At 60.9% G+C, this 14,344-nt stretch carries 15 protein-coding genes; 7 read left to right on the top strand and 8 right to left on the bottom strand.

Going from position 1 to position 14,344, the window contains the following annotated elements; translation table 11 throughout:
* Positions 1-33 precede the first annotated feature (33 nt).
* The 3 genes from HGT1_RS10265 to mazG form a co-directional block, all read right to left on the bottom strand.
* Entirely contained in the window at positions 34-483 is a 450-nt protein-coding gene (locus tag HGT1_RS10265; RefSeq protein WP_176249854.1) for a GNAT family N-acetyltransferase, read from the bottom strand.
* Positions 480-1,421 carry a nucleoside hydrolase gene (locus tag HGT1_RS10260; RefSeq protein WP_176249853.1) on the bottom strand — a complete coding sequence of 314 codons (942 nt, stop codon included), beginning with the start codon at positions 1,419-1,421 and terminating at the stop codon, positions 480-482. The genes HGT1_RS10265 and HGT1_RS10260 overlap by 4 nt, the downstream gene beginning before the upstream one ends.
* 75 nt (positions 1,422-1,496) lie before the next feature.
* Positions 1,497-2,321 carry a nucleoside triphosphate pyrophosphohydrolase gene (gene mazG, locus HGT1_RS10255; RefSeq protein WP_176249852.1) on the bottom strand — a complete coding sequence of 275 codons (825 nt, stop codon included), beginning with the start codon at positions 2,319-2,321 and terminating at the stop codon, positions 1,497-1,499.
* Between the two features lie 63 nt (positions 2,322-2,384).
* On the opposite strand from mazG, the gene HGT1_RS10250 reads away from it, so the two are divergent.
* Genes HGT1_RS10250 through HGT1_RS10235 form a run of 4 tightly spaced genes read left to right on the top strand, consistent with a single transcriptional unit; the run spans position 2,385 to position 5,946 of the window.
* Positions 2,385-3,554 (top strand): M20 aminoacylase family protein, encoded by a 1,170-nt coding sequence (locus HGT1_RS10250; protein ID WP_176249851.1) that lies wholly within the window; start codon positions 2,385-2,387, stop codon positions 3,552-3,554.
* Complete coding sequence (speB, locus tag HGT1_RS10245) at positions 3,554-4,519, top strand: agmatinase (protein ID WP_176249850.1); 966 nt, start codon at positions 3,554-3,556, stop codon at positions 4,517-4,519. Before HGT1_RS10250 ends, speB (HGT1_RS10245) begins: the two co-directional genes overlap by 1 nt.
* Entirely contained in the window at positions 4,516-5,463 is a 948-nt protein-coding gene (gene speB / locus HGT1_RS10240; protein ID WP_176249849.1) for an agmatinase, read from the top strand. The genes speB (HGT1_RS10245) and speB (HGT1_RS10240) overlap by 4 nt, the downstream gene beginning before the upstream one ends.
* 51 nt (positions 5,464-5,514) lie before the next feature.
* Complete coding sequence (locus tag HGT1_RS10235; protein WP_176249848.1) at positions 5,515-5,946, top strand: DUF1499 domain-containing protein; 432 nt, start codon at positions 5,515-5,517, stop codon at positions 5,944-5,946.
* On the opposite strand, the gene HGT1_RS10230 is transcribed toward HGT1_RS10235, so the two are convergent.
* Positions 5,875-6,174: a hypothetical protein gene (locus tag HGT1_RS10230; RefSeq protein ID WP_176249847.1), complete on the bottom strand. Its 300-nt coding sequence runs from the start codon at positions 6,172-6,174 to the stop codon at positions 5,875-5,877. The two genes, HGT1_RS10235 and HGT1_RS10230, sit on opposite strands and share 72 nt — an antisense overlap.
* Positions 6,175-6,237: 63 nt before the next feature.
* Between HGT1_RS10230 and prfA the strand changes: the two genes are divergently transcribed.
* From prfA to HGT1_RS10215, 3 genes are all read left to right on the top strand, one after another.
* Positions 6,238-7,293, top strand: coding sequence for a peptide chain release factor 1 (gene prfA, locus HGT1_RS10225; RefSeq protein ID WP_176249846.1), 1,056 nt, complete (start codon positions 6,238-6,240; stop codon positions 7,291-7,293).
* Entirely contained in the window at positions 7,290-8,132 is an 843-nt protein-coding gene (gene prmC, locus HGT1_RS10220) for a peptide chain release factor N(5)-glutamine methyltransferase (RefSeq protein WP_176249845.1), read from the top strand. The genes prfA and prmC overlap by 4 nt, the downstream gene beginning before the upstream one ends.
* Positions 8,133-8,347: 215 nt before the next feature.
* Positions 8,348-9,064, top strand: coding sequence for a DUF4167 domain-containing protein (locus HGT1_RS10215; protein WP_176249844.1), 717 nt, complete (start codon positions 8,348-8,350; stop codon positions 9,062-9,064).
* Between the two features lie 82 nt (positions 9,065-9,146).
* Here the strand turns inward: HGT1_RS10215 and rsmA are convergent, their stop codons facing one another.
* From rsmA to HGT1_RS10195, 4 genes are read right to left on the bottom strand one after another with little or no spacing between them, the layout of a single operon-like run.
* Complete coding sequence (gene rsmA / locus HGT1_RS10210) at positions 9,147-9,989, bottom strand: 16S rRNA (adenine(1518)-N(6)/adenine(1519)-N(6))-dimethyltransferase RsmA (RefSeq protein ID WP_176249843.1); 843 nt, start codon at positions 9,987-9,989, stop codon at positions 9,147-9,149.
* A 46-nt stretch (positions 9,990-10,035) separates the two neighbouring features.
* Positions 10,036-11,007: a 4-hydroxythreonine-4-phosphate dehydrogenase PdxA gene (pdxA, locus tag HGT1_RS10205; RefSeq protein ID WP_176249842.1), complete on the bottom strand. Its 972-nt coding sequence runs from the start codon at positions 11,005-11,007 to the stop codon at positions 10,036-10,038.
* Positions 11,004-12,239 carry a peptidylprolyl isomerase gene (locus HGT1_RS10200; RefSeq protein WP_255200164.1) on the bottom strand — a complete coding sequence of 412 codons (1,236 nt, stop codon included), beginning with the start codon at positions 12,237-12,239 and terminating at the stop codon, positions 11,004-11,006. The genes pdxA and HGT1_RS10200 overlap by 4 nt, the downstream gene beginning before the upstream one ends.
* On the bottom strand, positions 12,227-14,344 hold the full coding sequence (locus HGT1_RS10195) for an LPS-assembly protein LptD (RefSeq protein WP_176249841.1): 2,118 nt from the start codon (positions 14,342-14,344) through the stop codon (positions 12,227-12,229). Before HGT1_RS10195 ends, HGT1_RS10200 begins: the two co-directional genes overlap by 13 nt.

The following is a 14,344-nucleotide window of genomic DNA, read 5'->3' as shown; positions in this document are numbered from 1 at the left end:
TATAGGGGCCGATGGCCCGTTTCGCCAGCCCGATCACAGCTTGCGGGTCATGAACATGTAATTGTCACGGGGTTTGAACCCGGCGCGGGAATAAAGCTTTTGCGCCTTCTCGTTGGTCTTATCCACCTCAAGATGCATGGCCTTTACGCCGCCACCGGACAGTGCATTGGGCAGGGTCAACAGTGCCTCGGAGGCGATCCCGCGGCCGCGCACACCGGGCCGGACATAGATTTCATCGACAATCGCATCCAGCCCGCCAAATTCCACCGACCAGCCAAAAGTGATGATGACATACCCGATGGGCGCACGGGCAGGGCCGATCAAATAAGCAACCCCGTGGGGGATACCGTCCAGCAGCGGGGCAAGACCGTTGCGGCGCGCCTCGTCTGTTTGGGTGATCCCTGTCTCGGCGTGAAAGGCCGCGACAAGTGCGATCAACTGCTCCAGATGCTCTGGCCTGGCAAGGGTAAAGGCGGCGCTCATAACCGGGCCAGCCGTTCGGTCAACAGGCTGAAAAACCCGTCGGCGTCGATATCGCCCATAAAGGTCGCATTGGGCGCACGGTCGGTCACACCCCACCAATCAGCAACGGTCATGCCCATTGTCAGCTCGGACTGGGTTTCGATCTCGACATTGATGTGGCGGCCCGTGAACAGATCGGGCCGGATCAGATAGGCGGTCACGCAAGGATCATGCAAAGGGGCCCCTTCGGAGCCGTATTTTTCCTTGTCGAACCGCTCAAAGAATTCGGTCATCTGCGCCACGGCGACGCCAACGGGGCTGCCGATGTTGCGGAATGCATCGTTGCGCGCGGCGGTGACCAGCGCCTTGTGGGTGACATCCAGCGGCATGATCACGATTGGAACGCCGGATTTAAAAACAATATCAGCAGCTTGCGGGTCAACGTAAATGTTGAACTCGGCAACGGGCGTAATATTGCCCCCCTCGAAATAGCCGCCGCCCATCAGCACGATCTTGGCGATGCGATTGGCGATATCGGGGGCTTTCTCCAGCGCTGTGGCAATGTTGGTCAGCGGCCCCAGCGGGCAAAGCGTCACGGTGCCGGGGGCATGATCGCGCAAGGTATCAATGATGAAATCAACCGCGTGACCGTCTTGCAGCGGCATCGTGGGTTCGGGCAGATCGGGGCCATTAAGGCCGGTTTTGCCATGCACATGTTCCGCCGTGACCAGTTCGCGGCCCAAGGGGCGGTCGCAACCGGCAAACACCTTTACATCGGTCTTGCCCGCCAGTTCACACACGATCCGCGCATTGCGTGTGGTCAGATCAAGCGGCACGTTGCCCGCGACGCAGGTGATGCCCAACACCTCGATATCTTCGGGGCTGGCCAGCGCCAGCAGGATCGCAACCGCATCGTCCTGACCGGGATCGGTATCGATGATAATCTTGCGCGGTGTCATGGTTAACTCTCCTGTCGTGCCTGGTTCATTGCCTTGCCGCATGCCGTGCCGCTTGTCCAGCAGACAGCGGTTGGACTAGCTGCGTTCCGCCCGTTTCACCGCATCCCACAGCGCATCCATCTCGGCCAGATCGCTTTCTGCGGGGGTTTTCCCGATGTCAGCCAACCGCGCCTCGACCCCTTCAAAGCGGCGGATGAACTTGGCATTGGCACTGCGCAGGGCCGCTTCGGGGTCAAGGCCCAGATGCCGCCCCAGATTGGCCATCACGAACATCAGATCGCCGAATTCCTCTTCTACCTCGGCCTGGGTCAGGGTATCGCGGGCTTCGACCAGTTCGGCGGCTTCCTCGGCTATTTTGGCGACGACATCGCCGGTATCGGGCCAGTCAAACCCCACACGCGCCGCCCGTTTTTGCAGCTTGTAGGCGCGCAGCAGGGCGGGCAGGCCCACGGCAACCCCGTCCAGCGCGCCGCCTTGGGCCTTGTCCGCGCGTTCAGCCGCCTTGATCTTTTCCCAATCAGCGGTTTGCTGATCGGCTGATTTGTCGCGCGATTCATCACCAAACACATGCGGATGCCGCGCGACCATCTTGTCGCTGATGTTGCGCACCACCGATTGAAAGGTGAAATGCCCGTCTTCTTCGCCCATCGCGGTGTGATAGACGGTTTGCAGCAGCAGATCGCCCAATTCGCCCTCAAGCTCGGTCCAGTCGCCGCGTTCAATCGCATCGGCAACTTCGTAAGCTTCTTCAATGGTATAGGGTGCGATGCTGGCGAAATCCTGCTCGATGTCCCACGGGCATCCGGTTTCGGGATCCCGCAAACGGCGCATGATCTCCAACAACCGCTCAATTCCCGCGCTTTGATCGTGGATCAATGCATCTTTCGTCTTCTCGCCCATTGCAGCGCCCTTGTGTCTGGTGTCAGATGCAACCTGACCAAGATATATGCAGGAGTCCACCCAATGCCCGTCGTCAACCGCATCGCCGATTTTGCCCCTTTGATGACCGAATGGCGCAGACATCTGCACACGATCCCTGAACTGGGCTTTGACTGCCCCAAGACCGCCGCCTTTATCAAGGAACGGCTGCAAGAATTCGGCGTCGACGAAATTCACGAAGGCATCGCGCAGACCGGCATTGTGGCGATCATCAACGGCAATGGCGACGGCCCCACGATCGGGTTGCGCGCAGATTTTGACGCGCTGCCGATCCTTGAGGAAACCGGCGTCGAATACGCGTCGACGCATGCAGGCAAAATGCACGCCTGCGGCCATGACGGCCATACGGCGATGCTGCTGGGGGCCGCCAAATACATGGTCGAGACGCGCAACTTCGCGGGCCGTGTGGCGCTGATTTTCCAACCTGCCGAAGAAGACGGCGGCGGCGCGCAGGTGATGTGTGCCGAAGGGATGATGGACCGTTTCGACATCGCGCAGGTCTACGGCATCCACAACATGCCCGGGGCCGAATTCGGGGCGTTTTTCACCACGCCGGGGCCGATCATGGCGGCGGTTGATTCCTTTACCATCCAGATCAACGGGCGCGGCGGCCATGGGGCCATGCCGCATGAAACTGCCGATCCGGTCGTTGCCGCCTGCGGCATCGTGCAGGCGATCCAGACGATTTCCAGCCGGAACGTTCTGTCGGCGCAGGAACATGTGATTTCGGTGACGCAGATCCACACCGGATCGGCTAGCAACATCATCCCCGATACCGCGATGATCAACGGGACCGTGCGGACCTTTGACAAGGAGGTGCAAACGCTGATCCGCACGCGGATGGAAGCGATCATTCAGGGGCAGGCGGCAAGTTACGGCGTGACCGCAACGCTCGACTACGAAGAAGGGTATCCCAGCACCGTGAACGCCCCCGAGCAAACTGCGCTGGCCGCCGATGTGGCCCGCAGCGTCGTGGGCGATGCAAATGTCGATGCGGAATTCCCCCGCGTCGCCGGTGCCGAGGATTTTGCCTATATGCTGGAAGAACGCCCCGGTGCCTATCTGTTCTTGGGCGCTGGCGAGGGAGCGGGGCTTCACCATCCGAAATTCAACTTCAACGATGATGTTGCCCCCGTTGGGGCGTCGTTCTTTGTGCAGCTGGTCGAACAGCTTCAACCGACGGCAGGTCACTAATGGCACTAGAAGACGCAAAAACCCAAGTCGATCAGGCCTTTACCCGCGAGGAGCTAAAGGGACCAAGCTTTGAGAACGCCTTTGGCGGGGCGACGTCATTTCTGCGCCGGCGCTATACCAAAGACCTGCGCGGCGTTGACATCGCCGTGACCGGCGTGCCGTTTGACCAAGCCGTGACCAACCGCACCGGCACCCGCCTTGGCCCGCGCGCGATCCGCGAGGCATCCAGCTTGCAGCCCTATGATCCGCCCTATGGTTGGGATTTCGACGTGCTGAGCGAATTTGCCATCGCCGATTATGGCGATCTGGCGTTTGATTACGGGCACACCAGCCAGTTTCCTGCCGCTTTGACCAAACATATCAAGGGAATACTGGACGCAGGTGCCGCAAGTGTGGTGCTGGGGGGTGATCATTACATCAGCTTCCCGATCCTCAAGGCCTATGCCGAAAAATACGGGCCGATCAGCCTGCTGCAATTCGATGCGCATTCCGACACATGGCCCGATGATGACATGGACCGGATCGACCACGGCACGATGTTCTACAAGGCGGTCAAATCCGGCATTGTTGATCCGCACACTTCCGTTCAGGTCGGCATCAGGACGACCAATCCGGACACTTTGGGGGTCACGACGATCGACGCCCGCGAAGTCCATGAGAAAGGCCCGCAAGCGGCAGTGGCCAAGATCAAACAGGTGCTTGGCGACCGGCCCTGTTATCTGACCTTTGACATCGACGCCCTTGATCCGGCCTTTGCGCCCGGTACCGGCACGCCGGTTTGGGGCGGGCTGACATCGGCGCAATGCGCGATCATGATGCGTGATCTGGCGGGGATCAACATCGTCGGTGGCGACATTGTCGAAGTCTCACCCCCCTTTGACACCACCGGGGCCACGGCAATCGCGGGCGCACATGTGGCGACAGAAATCCTGTGCCTGTTGGGATGGAGAATGCGAAACACATGAGCAAGAAAAACCAACCCATCAGCGGCAATGATCTGGCGCGGTTTTCGGGGCCCAACACGTTTATGCGCTTGCCGTCGGCAAGTGACCTCAAGGGGTTGGACGTCGCGGTGCTGGGTATTCCACTGGATATCGGCACCTCGTGGCGGTCCGGCACGCGCTTTGGCCCAAAACAGGTCCGCGCCGAGAGCGCGATGCTGCGGCCCTATAATCTGGCCACAGGGGCGGCACCTTTTGACGGGCTGCAGGTCGCTGATATTGGTGATCTGGCGATCAACACATTTTCCCTTTCAGATAGTTTATCAATCATTCAAGAGAGTTACGACGCGATCTTGAAGTATGACGCGATGCCGCTGGCAATCGGGGGCGATCATTCGATCACCCTGCCGATCCTGCGGGCAATGGCGAAACGGCACGGGCCGCTGGCCCTTGTCCATGTGGATGCCCATGCAGACGTCAACGACGAGATGTTCGGAGAGCGCGAAACCCACGGCACCGTCTTTCGCCGCGCCTATGAAGAAGGTCTGATAAACTCGGAGAAGACCTATCAAATCGGCCTTCGCGGGTCGGGTTACGGGGCCGATGACTTCACCGAAGCCGCCGGTTGGGGGTTCCAGCAGTTCCCCGCACATGAGCTGTGGCACCGCAGCCTGTCGCCCCTGGGGGCGGAAATCCGGCGCGATATCGGCGATGCACCGGTCTATATCACCTATGACATCGACAGCCTTGATCCGGCCTATGCACCGGGTACCGGCACGCCTGAAATCGGCGGCCTAACCACGCCGCAGGCGCTGGAGCTTTTGCGTGCGCTCAAGGGGTTGAACGTCGTGGGGGCCGATCTGGTTGAAGTATCGCCGCCCTATGACACATCGGGGAACACGGCGCTGACAGGGGCGAATATCCTGTTTGAAATCATGTGTATCCTGCCCGGCGTTGCGTATCGCTGATCCGGCGGACGCTCCGCGGGGAGTTTATTTGGCCAAATGAAGGGTAAGCGAATGATGGGTTTCTTTTGGGTCGTGGTTTTGGTGTTTGTCGGGGTGCAGGCCTATGTGCGCTTTGCCCCCAGTGACGCGGCGAACTGGACCGTGGATGCCAATGCCGATGCGCCGGGGGCCTATCCGACGGAGGGTGGTTTCAGGGTTGTGGCCGCGGTTGATCAGGACCCCAAGCCCGTGCTGGAGGCATTTGAGGCCGCGATACTGGCGCAGCCACGGAGCCAGAAGCTGGGCGAGGTGGCAGGCCAGCAGATTTACGTGACCCGTTCGCTGCTTTGGGGGTTTCCCGATTACACCACGGTTGCTGTTTCGGACGACCAGACCCGTTTAACGTTTTTCAGCCGGTTGCGGTTTGGCCGGTCAGATATGGGCGTGAACCGGAAACGGCTTAAACAGGTTCTGGCGTCCATCGGGGTCGCGGTCCAGCCTTGAGGTCTGGCAGCCTTGTTGCACCTCGCGCCACATCGGCACGTTGAGCGACATCTGGCATTGCGCAAGAAACTGCCGACCGCCCACCTCCATGCAGAGGGTATCGCCCAGTTCGACCCGTTGGCCTTGGGTGTCGGTGCAGTAGCAATCGACCGGCTTTCCGCTGGGATAGGTGGACTGGGCGGCGGCAGGCGGGGCAAACAGGCCCAATATCAGAGCAATCTGTTTCATGAGGTTGGATATTAGCACACAGCGGCCCTTGACCATAGCGCGATCATCAGCGACAGAAACCCGATGATCCCCATGGACCGCCTTGCTCAAATCACCCAACGTTTCCAGTTTCTGGAAGCGTCGATGTCGTCCGGGTCGGATGGTGCCGATTTCGCCAAGCTGGCCAAGGAATATGCCGACCTGCGCCCTGTGGTCGAGCAGATTGAGGAATACCGCCAGCTGTTGCAGGACATGGACGACGCGCGGGCCATGCTGAAAGACCCCGAAATGGCGGAGCTGGCCGAGGAAGAATTGCCCCGCCTGAAGGCAGCCTTGCCCAAAGCCGAAGCATCGTTGCAACTGGCGTTGCTGCCCAAGGATGCGGCCGATGCGAAACCTGCGATGCTGGAGATCCGCCCCGGTACCGGCGGTGACGAGGCTGCGTTATTCGCGGCGGACCTGTTGCGCATGTACCAGCGCTATGCCGAAACGCAGGGCTGGAAGTTTGATCTGATCGAAGAGCAGATGACCGAGTTGGGCGGCGTCAAGGAAGTCGTGGCCCATATCAAGGGTCAGAATGTCTTTGCCCGTTTGAAATACGAATCCGGCGTGCACCGTGTGCAGCGCGTGCCCACCACCGAAAGCGGCGGGCGCATTCACACCTCGGCGGCAACTGTCGCCGTGCTGCCCGAGGCCGAGGATGTGGATATTCACATCGACCCCAATGATTTGCGGATCGACACGATGCGCAGTTCGGGGGCAGGGGGCCAGCACGTCAACACCACCGATTCCGCCGTGCGGATCACCCATATCCCCACCGGCATTGTCGTCACGTCGTCAGAGAAATCCCAGCACCGCAACCGCGAGATCGCGATGCAGGTGCTCAAAGCGCGGCTCTATGATGCGGAGCGTCAGCGCGTGGACACTGCGCGATCGGCCGATCGGGCGGCGCAAGTCGGGTCGGGCGACCGGTCTGAGCGGATCAGGACCTATAACTTTCCCCAAGGGCGGATGACCGATCACCGGATCAACCTGACCCTGTACCGCCTTGATGCCATTTTGCAGGGCGATCTGGACGAAATCATCGACGCGCTAACCGCAGATGCCCAAGCCCGCATGATGGCGGAGATGGGCCAGTGAGCGCGCCCACAGCGGCGCAAGCGATGGCATCAGCTGCGGCACGTCTGCGCGCGGCAGGGGTGCCTGATCCGGCCCGCGATGCGCGGCTGTTGCTGGCCCATGCGGCATCGGTGGACGCATCGCGCGTCACCTTGATCGCGCCCGAAGAAATCGCCCCAGAAATCGCAGAACGCTATGAGAACCTGATTGCGTTGCGGGTTGTGCGGGTGCCTGTGTCTCATCTGGTCGGCCAACGCGCGTTCTACGGGCGCGATTTCAAGGTCAGCCGCGATGTGCTGGACCCGCGCCCCGAAACCGAGACGCTGATCGAGCTGGCCCTGTCCGAACCCTTTGAGCGGGTGCTGGACCTGGGCACCGGGTCGGGCTGCATTCTGGTGACCTTGCTGGCAGAGCAGCAGGACGCCCATGGCGTGGGGCTGGACCTGTCGGAATCGGCCTGCCTGCAAGCCAGTGCCAATGCGGTGCTGCATGGGGTGCATGCGCGGGCAGACATCCGGAAATCCGACTGGTTCGAGGCGGCGAACGGCCGGTTTGACCTGATCGTCGCCAATCCGCCCTATCTGGCAAAATCCGAAATGGCGGGCGTATCGCCCGAATTGCGGCTGCACGAACCCGAGATGGCCTTGACCGACGGGCTGGACGGGCTCAGCGCCTACCGGGTGATTGCATCGCAGGCCCAGGGCTATCTGACCGCCACCGGCCGTGTGCTGGCCGAAATCGGCTGGCAGCAAGGCCCGGATGTGGCAGGGATTTTCAAAGCCGCCGGATGGGGCCGGGTTCGGGTGCTGCCCGATCTGGACGGGCGCGACCGTGTCCTTTGGGCCGATACGCCAGCATGAAAATGCCAAAATCCACCCGATCTTTCGTATTCTTGACAGTTTGTGCTTGATCGCACCTCATAGCCGTGCTTATTCAATCTTGTTGAAGCGGTGGATGCTACATTGGCGGTCCCGCTCGGCGCTAAGCCCAACATATCGTATGGCGCGCTTTTGAAGGATGTAAATACATCCGGCGGCTTTCTCGAAGCACAGCATAACAAGGCTGAACGAATTACATGAAATCTTCCAGATCACGTTCCCGATCCAAGAACAGTCGCAACCGCCAACCGCAAAGTGGCGGCAACGTCGTGAACCGCGTGTTCGACAGCTCTGGCCCCGAAGGCAAAGTGCGCGGCACGCCGCAGCAGGTTATCGAGAAATATAACCAGCTTGCCCGCGATGCCCAGCTGAGCAATGACCGCGTTGCGGCCGAAAACTTTCAGCAGCACGCCGAGCATTATCTGCGCATGCTGTCCGAAGCACAGCGCGAGATGGACCAGCGTCGCGAAGAGCAGGAACGCCAGCAGCGCGAGCGTCAGGAAGAACAAGACCGCCAGAACCGCGAACGCCAGGCCGAGCGGGACCGCGAGCGGGCCGAGCGTCAGGAACGCGATGCCGCCAATGGCGGACCTTCGCATGAGGGCGATGCAAACGGTGCAGACCAGCCAAGCACACAAGCCAGTGACGGTGATCAAAGACAGCAACCTGCCCAAGACAGTGGCGACGCGCCAAAACGCCGCCGCAGCAGCAACCGCCACCCCAAGCAACCCGATGCCCCTCAGGGCGAGGATGCGTCGCAAGCTGGTGATGACAGCGACAGCAATCTGGTCGAGACACCCGAGAGCAAGCCAAAACCCCGCCGTGCGCCCCGTCGCAAACCACAGCCCAAGGCTGATGATGCGTCGAACGCGTCACCGGACGCGGGTGGCGACCACACGGAAGCGGCTGAATAAAGCACCCTTGAATTTTATCGAAAAGGCCTCGCAATTTGCGGGGCCTTTTTCGTTTTACCATCGAAAGCTGATGCTCGGATGCCTAGGGTTTGGCCAGCTCGCGGGCCAGCGCACAGAACGCTTCAAGCGAGACTTGTTCGGCGCGCTCGGTCGGTTTGATGCCGGCAGCGATCAAACGGTCCTCGATATCGGGTGCCGCGCCTTTGAGCGCCGAGCGCAACATTTTGCGGCGCTGGTTGAACGCCATCGCCACAATACGGCTGAGCACGGCGGGATCGGCAGGGTAACGCGGCTCTGCCAGAGCAGTCAGATGGACCACCGCAGACGACACTTTGGGCGGCGGGGTAAAGGCCTCGGGGGGGAGGTTCATCACGATCCGCGCATCCGCCCGCCATTGCGCCAGCAAGGCCAGCCGCCCGTAGGCTTTGGAACCCGGCTTGGCCACGATGCGTTCCGCGACTTCGCGTTGGAACATCAAGGTCAGGCTTTCCCAGAACGGGGGCCATTGCGCAGGGGTCAGCCAGCGTACCAGCAGTTCCGTGCCGACATTATAGGGCAGGTTCGCCGCGATACGGATCGGCGGGGTCAGATAGGCCAGCGGGTCGATCTCGAGAGCGTCGCCTTCGATCACTGTCAGGCGGCCCGGGTAAGCCTCGGCGATCTCGTTCAAGGCGGGCAGGCAGCGTTTGTCTTTTTCGATGGCCAGCACGCGCCGCGCCCCTTCGGCCAGCAGGCCACGGGTCAGCCCCCCGGGGCCAGGCCCGATTTCAAGCACATCGCAGCCCGACATATCCCCTGCCTGCCGCGCGATTTTAGCGGTGAGGTTCAGATCAAGCAGAAAGTTCTGGCCCAGCGATTTGCGGGCTTTGAGATCATGGGTGTTGATGACGTCGCGCAGGGGCGGCAGGGTATCGATTGTGGTCATGTTGTACTTTCGCCTTCGGCGAGGATATTTAAGAGCCAGAGAAGCATCAGGACCCCGCCATTTTATAGGCAAGGCGAATGGCCTCGACCATACTGGTGGGGTTTGCGATGCCTTTTCCGGCGATGTCAAAGGCCGTGCCGTGGTCCGGCGAGGTCCGGATAAAGGGCAGGCCCAGGGTCACATTGACGCCGCGGTCGAAATCGAGGGTCTTGATCGGGATCAGCGCCTGATCATGGTACATTGCAATCGCCGCGTCATAGCGGGCACGGGCTGCGGCGTGGAACATTGTATCGGCAGGCAAGGGGCCCATCAGGTCATAGCCTTCGGCTTGCATGGTGGCGACCAGATCATTCATCCAGTCGATTTCCTGCCGGCCCATGGTGCCGCCTTCGCCTGCGTGTGGGTTTAACCCTGCGATGGCGATTCTGGGCTTGGCGATGCCGAATTGGGCGGTCAGCCCCGCCGCAGTGATTTCGATCACCCGGCGCAGGTGCGACGGGGTCAGCACATGGGCCACCTGATCCAGCGCGATATGGATTGTTGCAGGCACCACGCGCAACTGATCCGACGCCAGCATCATCACCACATCATCGACGCCCGCAAGGGCCGCAAGATATTCGGTATGACCCGGATAGGCGAAATTGGCCCCGTCTTTGAGGGCCTTTTTATGGATCGGCGCGGTGGTCAGCGCACAGGCATCGCCCGCGCGCACCAGATCAACGCCCCGTGCGATCACATCAATCACGGCTTGGGCATTGGCGGGGTCGGCCTGACCCGCCACATTGGGCGCGGGGAAGGGGTGGGGCAGAACCGGCAGCACATCGGTGCCGACATCAAGGGCCTGATCACAGCGATCAATCACGCGGTGGGGGATATCGGCGGGCAGATGGCGCGGGTCGCCCAGCCAGAGCATCGGGACCTCACCAGCGAGCACGGCCCATGCACGGGCTGCGACCTCGGGGCCGATGCCTGCCGGCTCTCCGCAAGAGATGACGACAGGCCGTGTTGACCGGATCATTTGCGGACGATGCGCGCGTTGGCTTTCAATTCCGCAAGCAGCTGATCCGCATAGCCCACCAGACGTTGCTGGCGCAGGGCGTTGATCACGTCTTCGCGGCTGGCTTCCTGATTGGCGGCGGCGGTGCGGCCACACATCATCAGGAACATCAGCGTTTGACCGTTGGAGCGGGTTAGCGCGGTGGAGACTTCGCCCGGATCAAGCTTGGAAAGCTCGATCGCGATGTCCTGCGAAATCTCGCCCGGGCTTTTGGTCACACGTTCCAGCACTTCGGCGGGCTGGCCTTTGGCTTCGCCGTAAAGATCGTTGCAATTGTCGACGCGGGCGCGGATTTTCGCCGCTTGCGCCAAGGTTTCAGGGCTGCGGCCACCGGCAAGATAGTAAGCGGCATAATCAATCGTGGAATATGTCGGTGCCGATGTGCTGGTTTCCTGAATGTCGCGCAACTGGAACAAGGCCACGGCATTGGGGATCGGCAGCGGTGCTGTCACCTCGCCCGGTGCGAGGCCCAGGATCAACCCTTGCAGGCTGGGTGGCAAGGCGGAGAGGTCTTGCCAGTCCAGACGCCCGCCACGGCCGCGCGATGCGGTCGCGGAATATTTGCTGGCGTAGTTCGAGAATTCGGAAACCGAGCGGGTCTGCGAGATTTGTTCCGCCAGCGCGTTCACGCGGGCTGCGTTTTGCGGCGGGGCGGGAATGATGATTTCCGACACAAGAACCCGCACACCGCTGCCCCGTGTTGTCCCGAGCGCGCGGCTGATTTCGGCGTCGGTGATCTGCACGCGGGACGCATAGCGCGCCCGGACAAGTTCACGCCAGCCGATTGAATTGACGACGAAATCGCGGAAGGTCTCGGGGGAGACGCCGGCCTGACCAAGCGCTTTGGTGAATTCGGCAGCGCTCAGGTTTGCACGGCTTGCAAACTCTTCAAGACTTTCGTTGATGCCTTCGGCGGTCAGTTCGATCCCGGCATCGGCCACCGCTTCGTTGCGCAGGCGTTCGTCGATCAAGGTATCAATCGCGCCTTCGCGGGTGGCACCGGGTGCGTTCAGCAGTTGCAAGAACCGCTGGCGCTGTTGAACCTCGAATTCGGTCACAACAGACTGGTTCACCTTTGCCACCGGCGCATAGAGGTTTTGCGCAAGCGCGGGGGCGGCTGTGATCACGGCAAGGCCGATGATCGCAACACTCTGTGTCAGACGGTTCAGGTTCATCTTAGTTACATCCCACATGATCGCACATATCTTTCTTTTCCGTTGGAGGCCGAGAAGCCCCGCAGGCCGATGTTAAACCCGATATCCGTCGAGGGCTCAACACTTGTTGATGAGGTATAGCGCCGGCGGACCAAAAGGTCGACGCTGACGCATTCGTTGTTATAGGTCAGGCCCAGCCCCGCCGTTGCCGCGCGCCGGTTTTCGATATCATAGCGCACGTCCGCGCTGGCCGTCCAATGTTTGCGGAAATCATAGGACCCGTCCAGCGACAGTTCGGATATGGGATCGGGCCGGTTTTCGACCAGATCGGTCTCGAGCCAGACAAAGGTTCCACCCAGACTGGCATTGCGAAACAGCCAATCGCCGCGCAGTTCGGCCTTGGAAATCTGCAAATCGCTGTCCACCAAGGTGCGTGCGGTCAGGGACATACCGGCGCGGTTTCTGATTTGCCCCGCCAGCAGGATATCGGAACTGGTGCCGGACATGCCGGATGTATCGGTGAATTCGGCGTCAAAGACGGAGCGGAAGACCTGACCGACGGCCAGATGGGCATCCCAGCCTTTTGGGTCAACCCGCGCCCATGTCACCCCCACGGCAGAGAGCGTGCCGCGTTCGCGCCGGTCTGGACGCGGGAAGCGCGACAGGCTTAGCAGATTGCCCTGATCGAATTCGACCCGCGTGCTTTCGTCGTTGGGGATGTTCAGGCGTTGCCCGCCAACCCAACCGATTTGCGCCAGCGGGGTCAGGGTTTGGGTGACGCCATTGGCACCACGGCGGATCATCGGATAGCTCAGCCCGACCGCGGCAAAGGGCACCAGTTCAGCGTGGTTTTGCTCGAAACTGCTGTCTTGGGTAATGTCAAAGGCGTTGAAACTGAGCCCGCCACGGGCATCGGTGACGAAACCGCTTTGATGGGTAAAGCGTTGCAGATACTCCACCTTGCCATTGATCCGCGCAACATCGCGCCCGATCACATCAATCACCGAACTGCGTTGATGGCTGTGGGCCTGAAGCGATAACCGGACCTCGCCACCGAGGGATTTTGGAAAGAACCTGCGTTCGACTTCGCCGTCAATCACCAGCGTCGGCAGGGTGGAGTTGATTTCGCCGTCCCGCAGGGTTTCAAAGTTGTACAGGCTTGCGCGCACATAGTTGTCGCGGCGGGCGCGGGTCACGGTGACATCACTGCGCAGGCGGTCTTCGTCGGAATAACCGTATTCCGTGAAATAGGCGTCGTCGCTGACAATCTTGATGTTAAAGCTCAGCTCGTAATCGCGCGGCAGATCGAATGTGCCGTCCCCGACCAGATAGCCGCGCGTTGTACCGGGCAGTTCGTCATCGCGGGTATAGGCCCCCTCGAAGGACATGCGTCCGGTGACAAAAGCCTGACGGTACCGGAATTCAAGCGTGCGGGTGGCGGTCGACAGGTAAGGGGTCAGCGTCAGATCGCGGCTGTCGCCCAGTTTGATGAAATACGGAACCTTGATCCCTGTCCCCAACTGGGACGTGGTGCGCACCGATGGCGTCAGAAAGCCGGTGGCGCGGTCAAGGGTCGGGTCGGGCATGCGCAAACGCGGCAGGTAAAAAACCGGTACGGTTCTGATGTGAAACGTCGCATCGTCAAAATAAAGCTGTTGGGCGGCTTCGTCATGGATCACCCGGCGGGCGCGGATCTGCCACAGGGGCACTTCGCCATCATTGCATATTTTACAAGAGGTTACGGCGGTTTTATAAAGCTGGCTATAGCGCCCGTCGACCCGGTCAAGCTGCACGGCGGCCAGTTGCACCTGCTGGTTCAACACCATGCGCGCGCCCAGAAGCAGACCGTTTTGCAACCCGGCGTCCAGTTCTGCGGCATCGGCCAAAATCACACTGCCCGTGCCATCGGTCAGCACAATCGGCCCTTCGATGGTCAGCGCGCCGGATTGTCCGTCATAGCTGATGGATTTTGCGCGAATGCGGGTATCACCTTGAAACGCCTCGACATTTCCGCGCGCAACCAGAACACGATCACGGGTGATCAGCAAATCGTCAGCCACCAGAACCGCTGGGCGCTCGTCCACGCTTTGGGCCCATGCGGGCAGGGGCAGGAATAACGACAGGATCAACAGAAGACGCCGCAT

The sequence above is a fragment of the Sulfitobacter sp. HGT1 genome, from assembly GCF_013282155.1.
GTDB lineage: Bacteria > Pseudomonadota > Alphaproteobacteria > Rhodobacterales > Rhodobacteraceae > Sulfitobacter.
The sequence above is the reverse complement of the archived record's forward strand: the minus strand, read 5'-3'. Positions and strand labels throughout refer to the sequence as shown.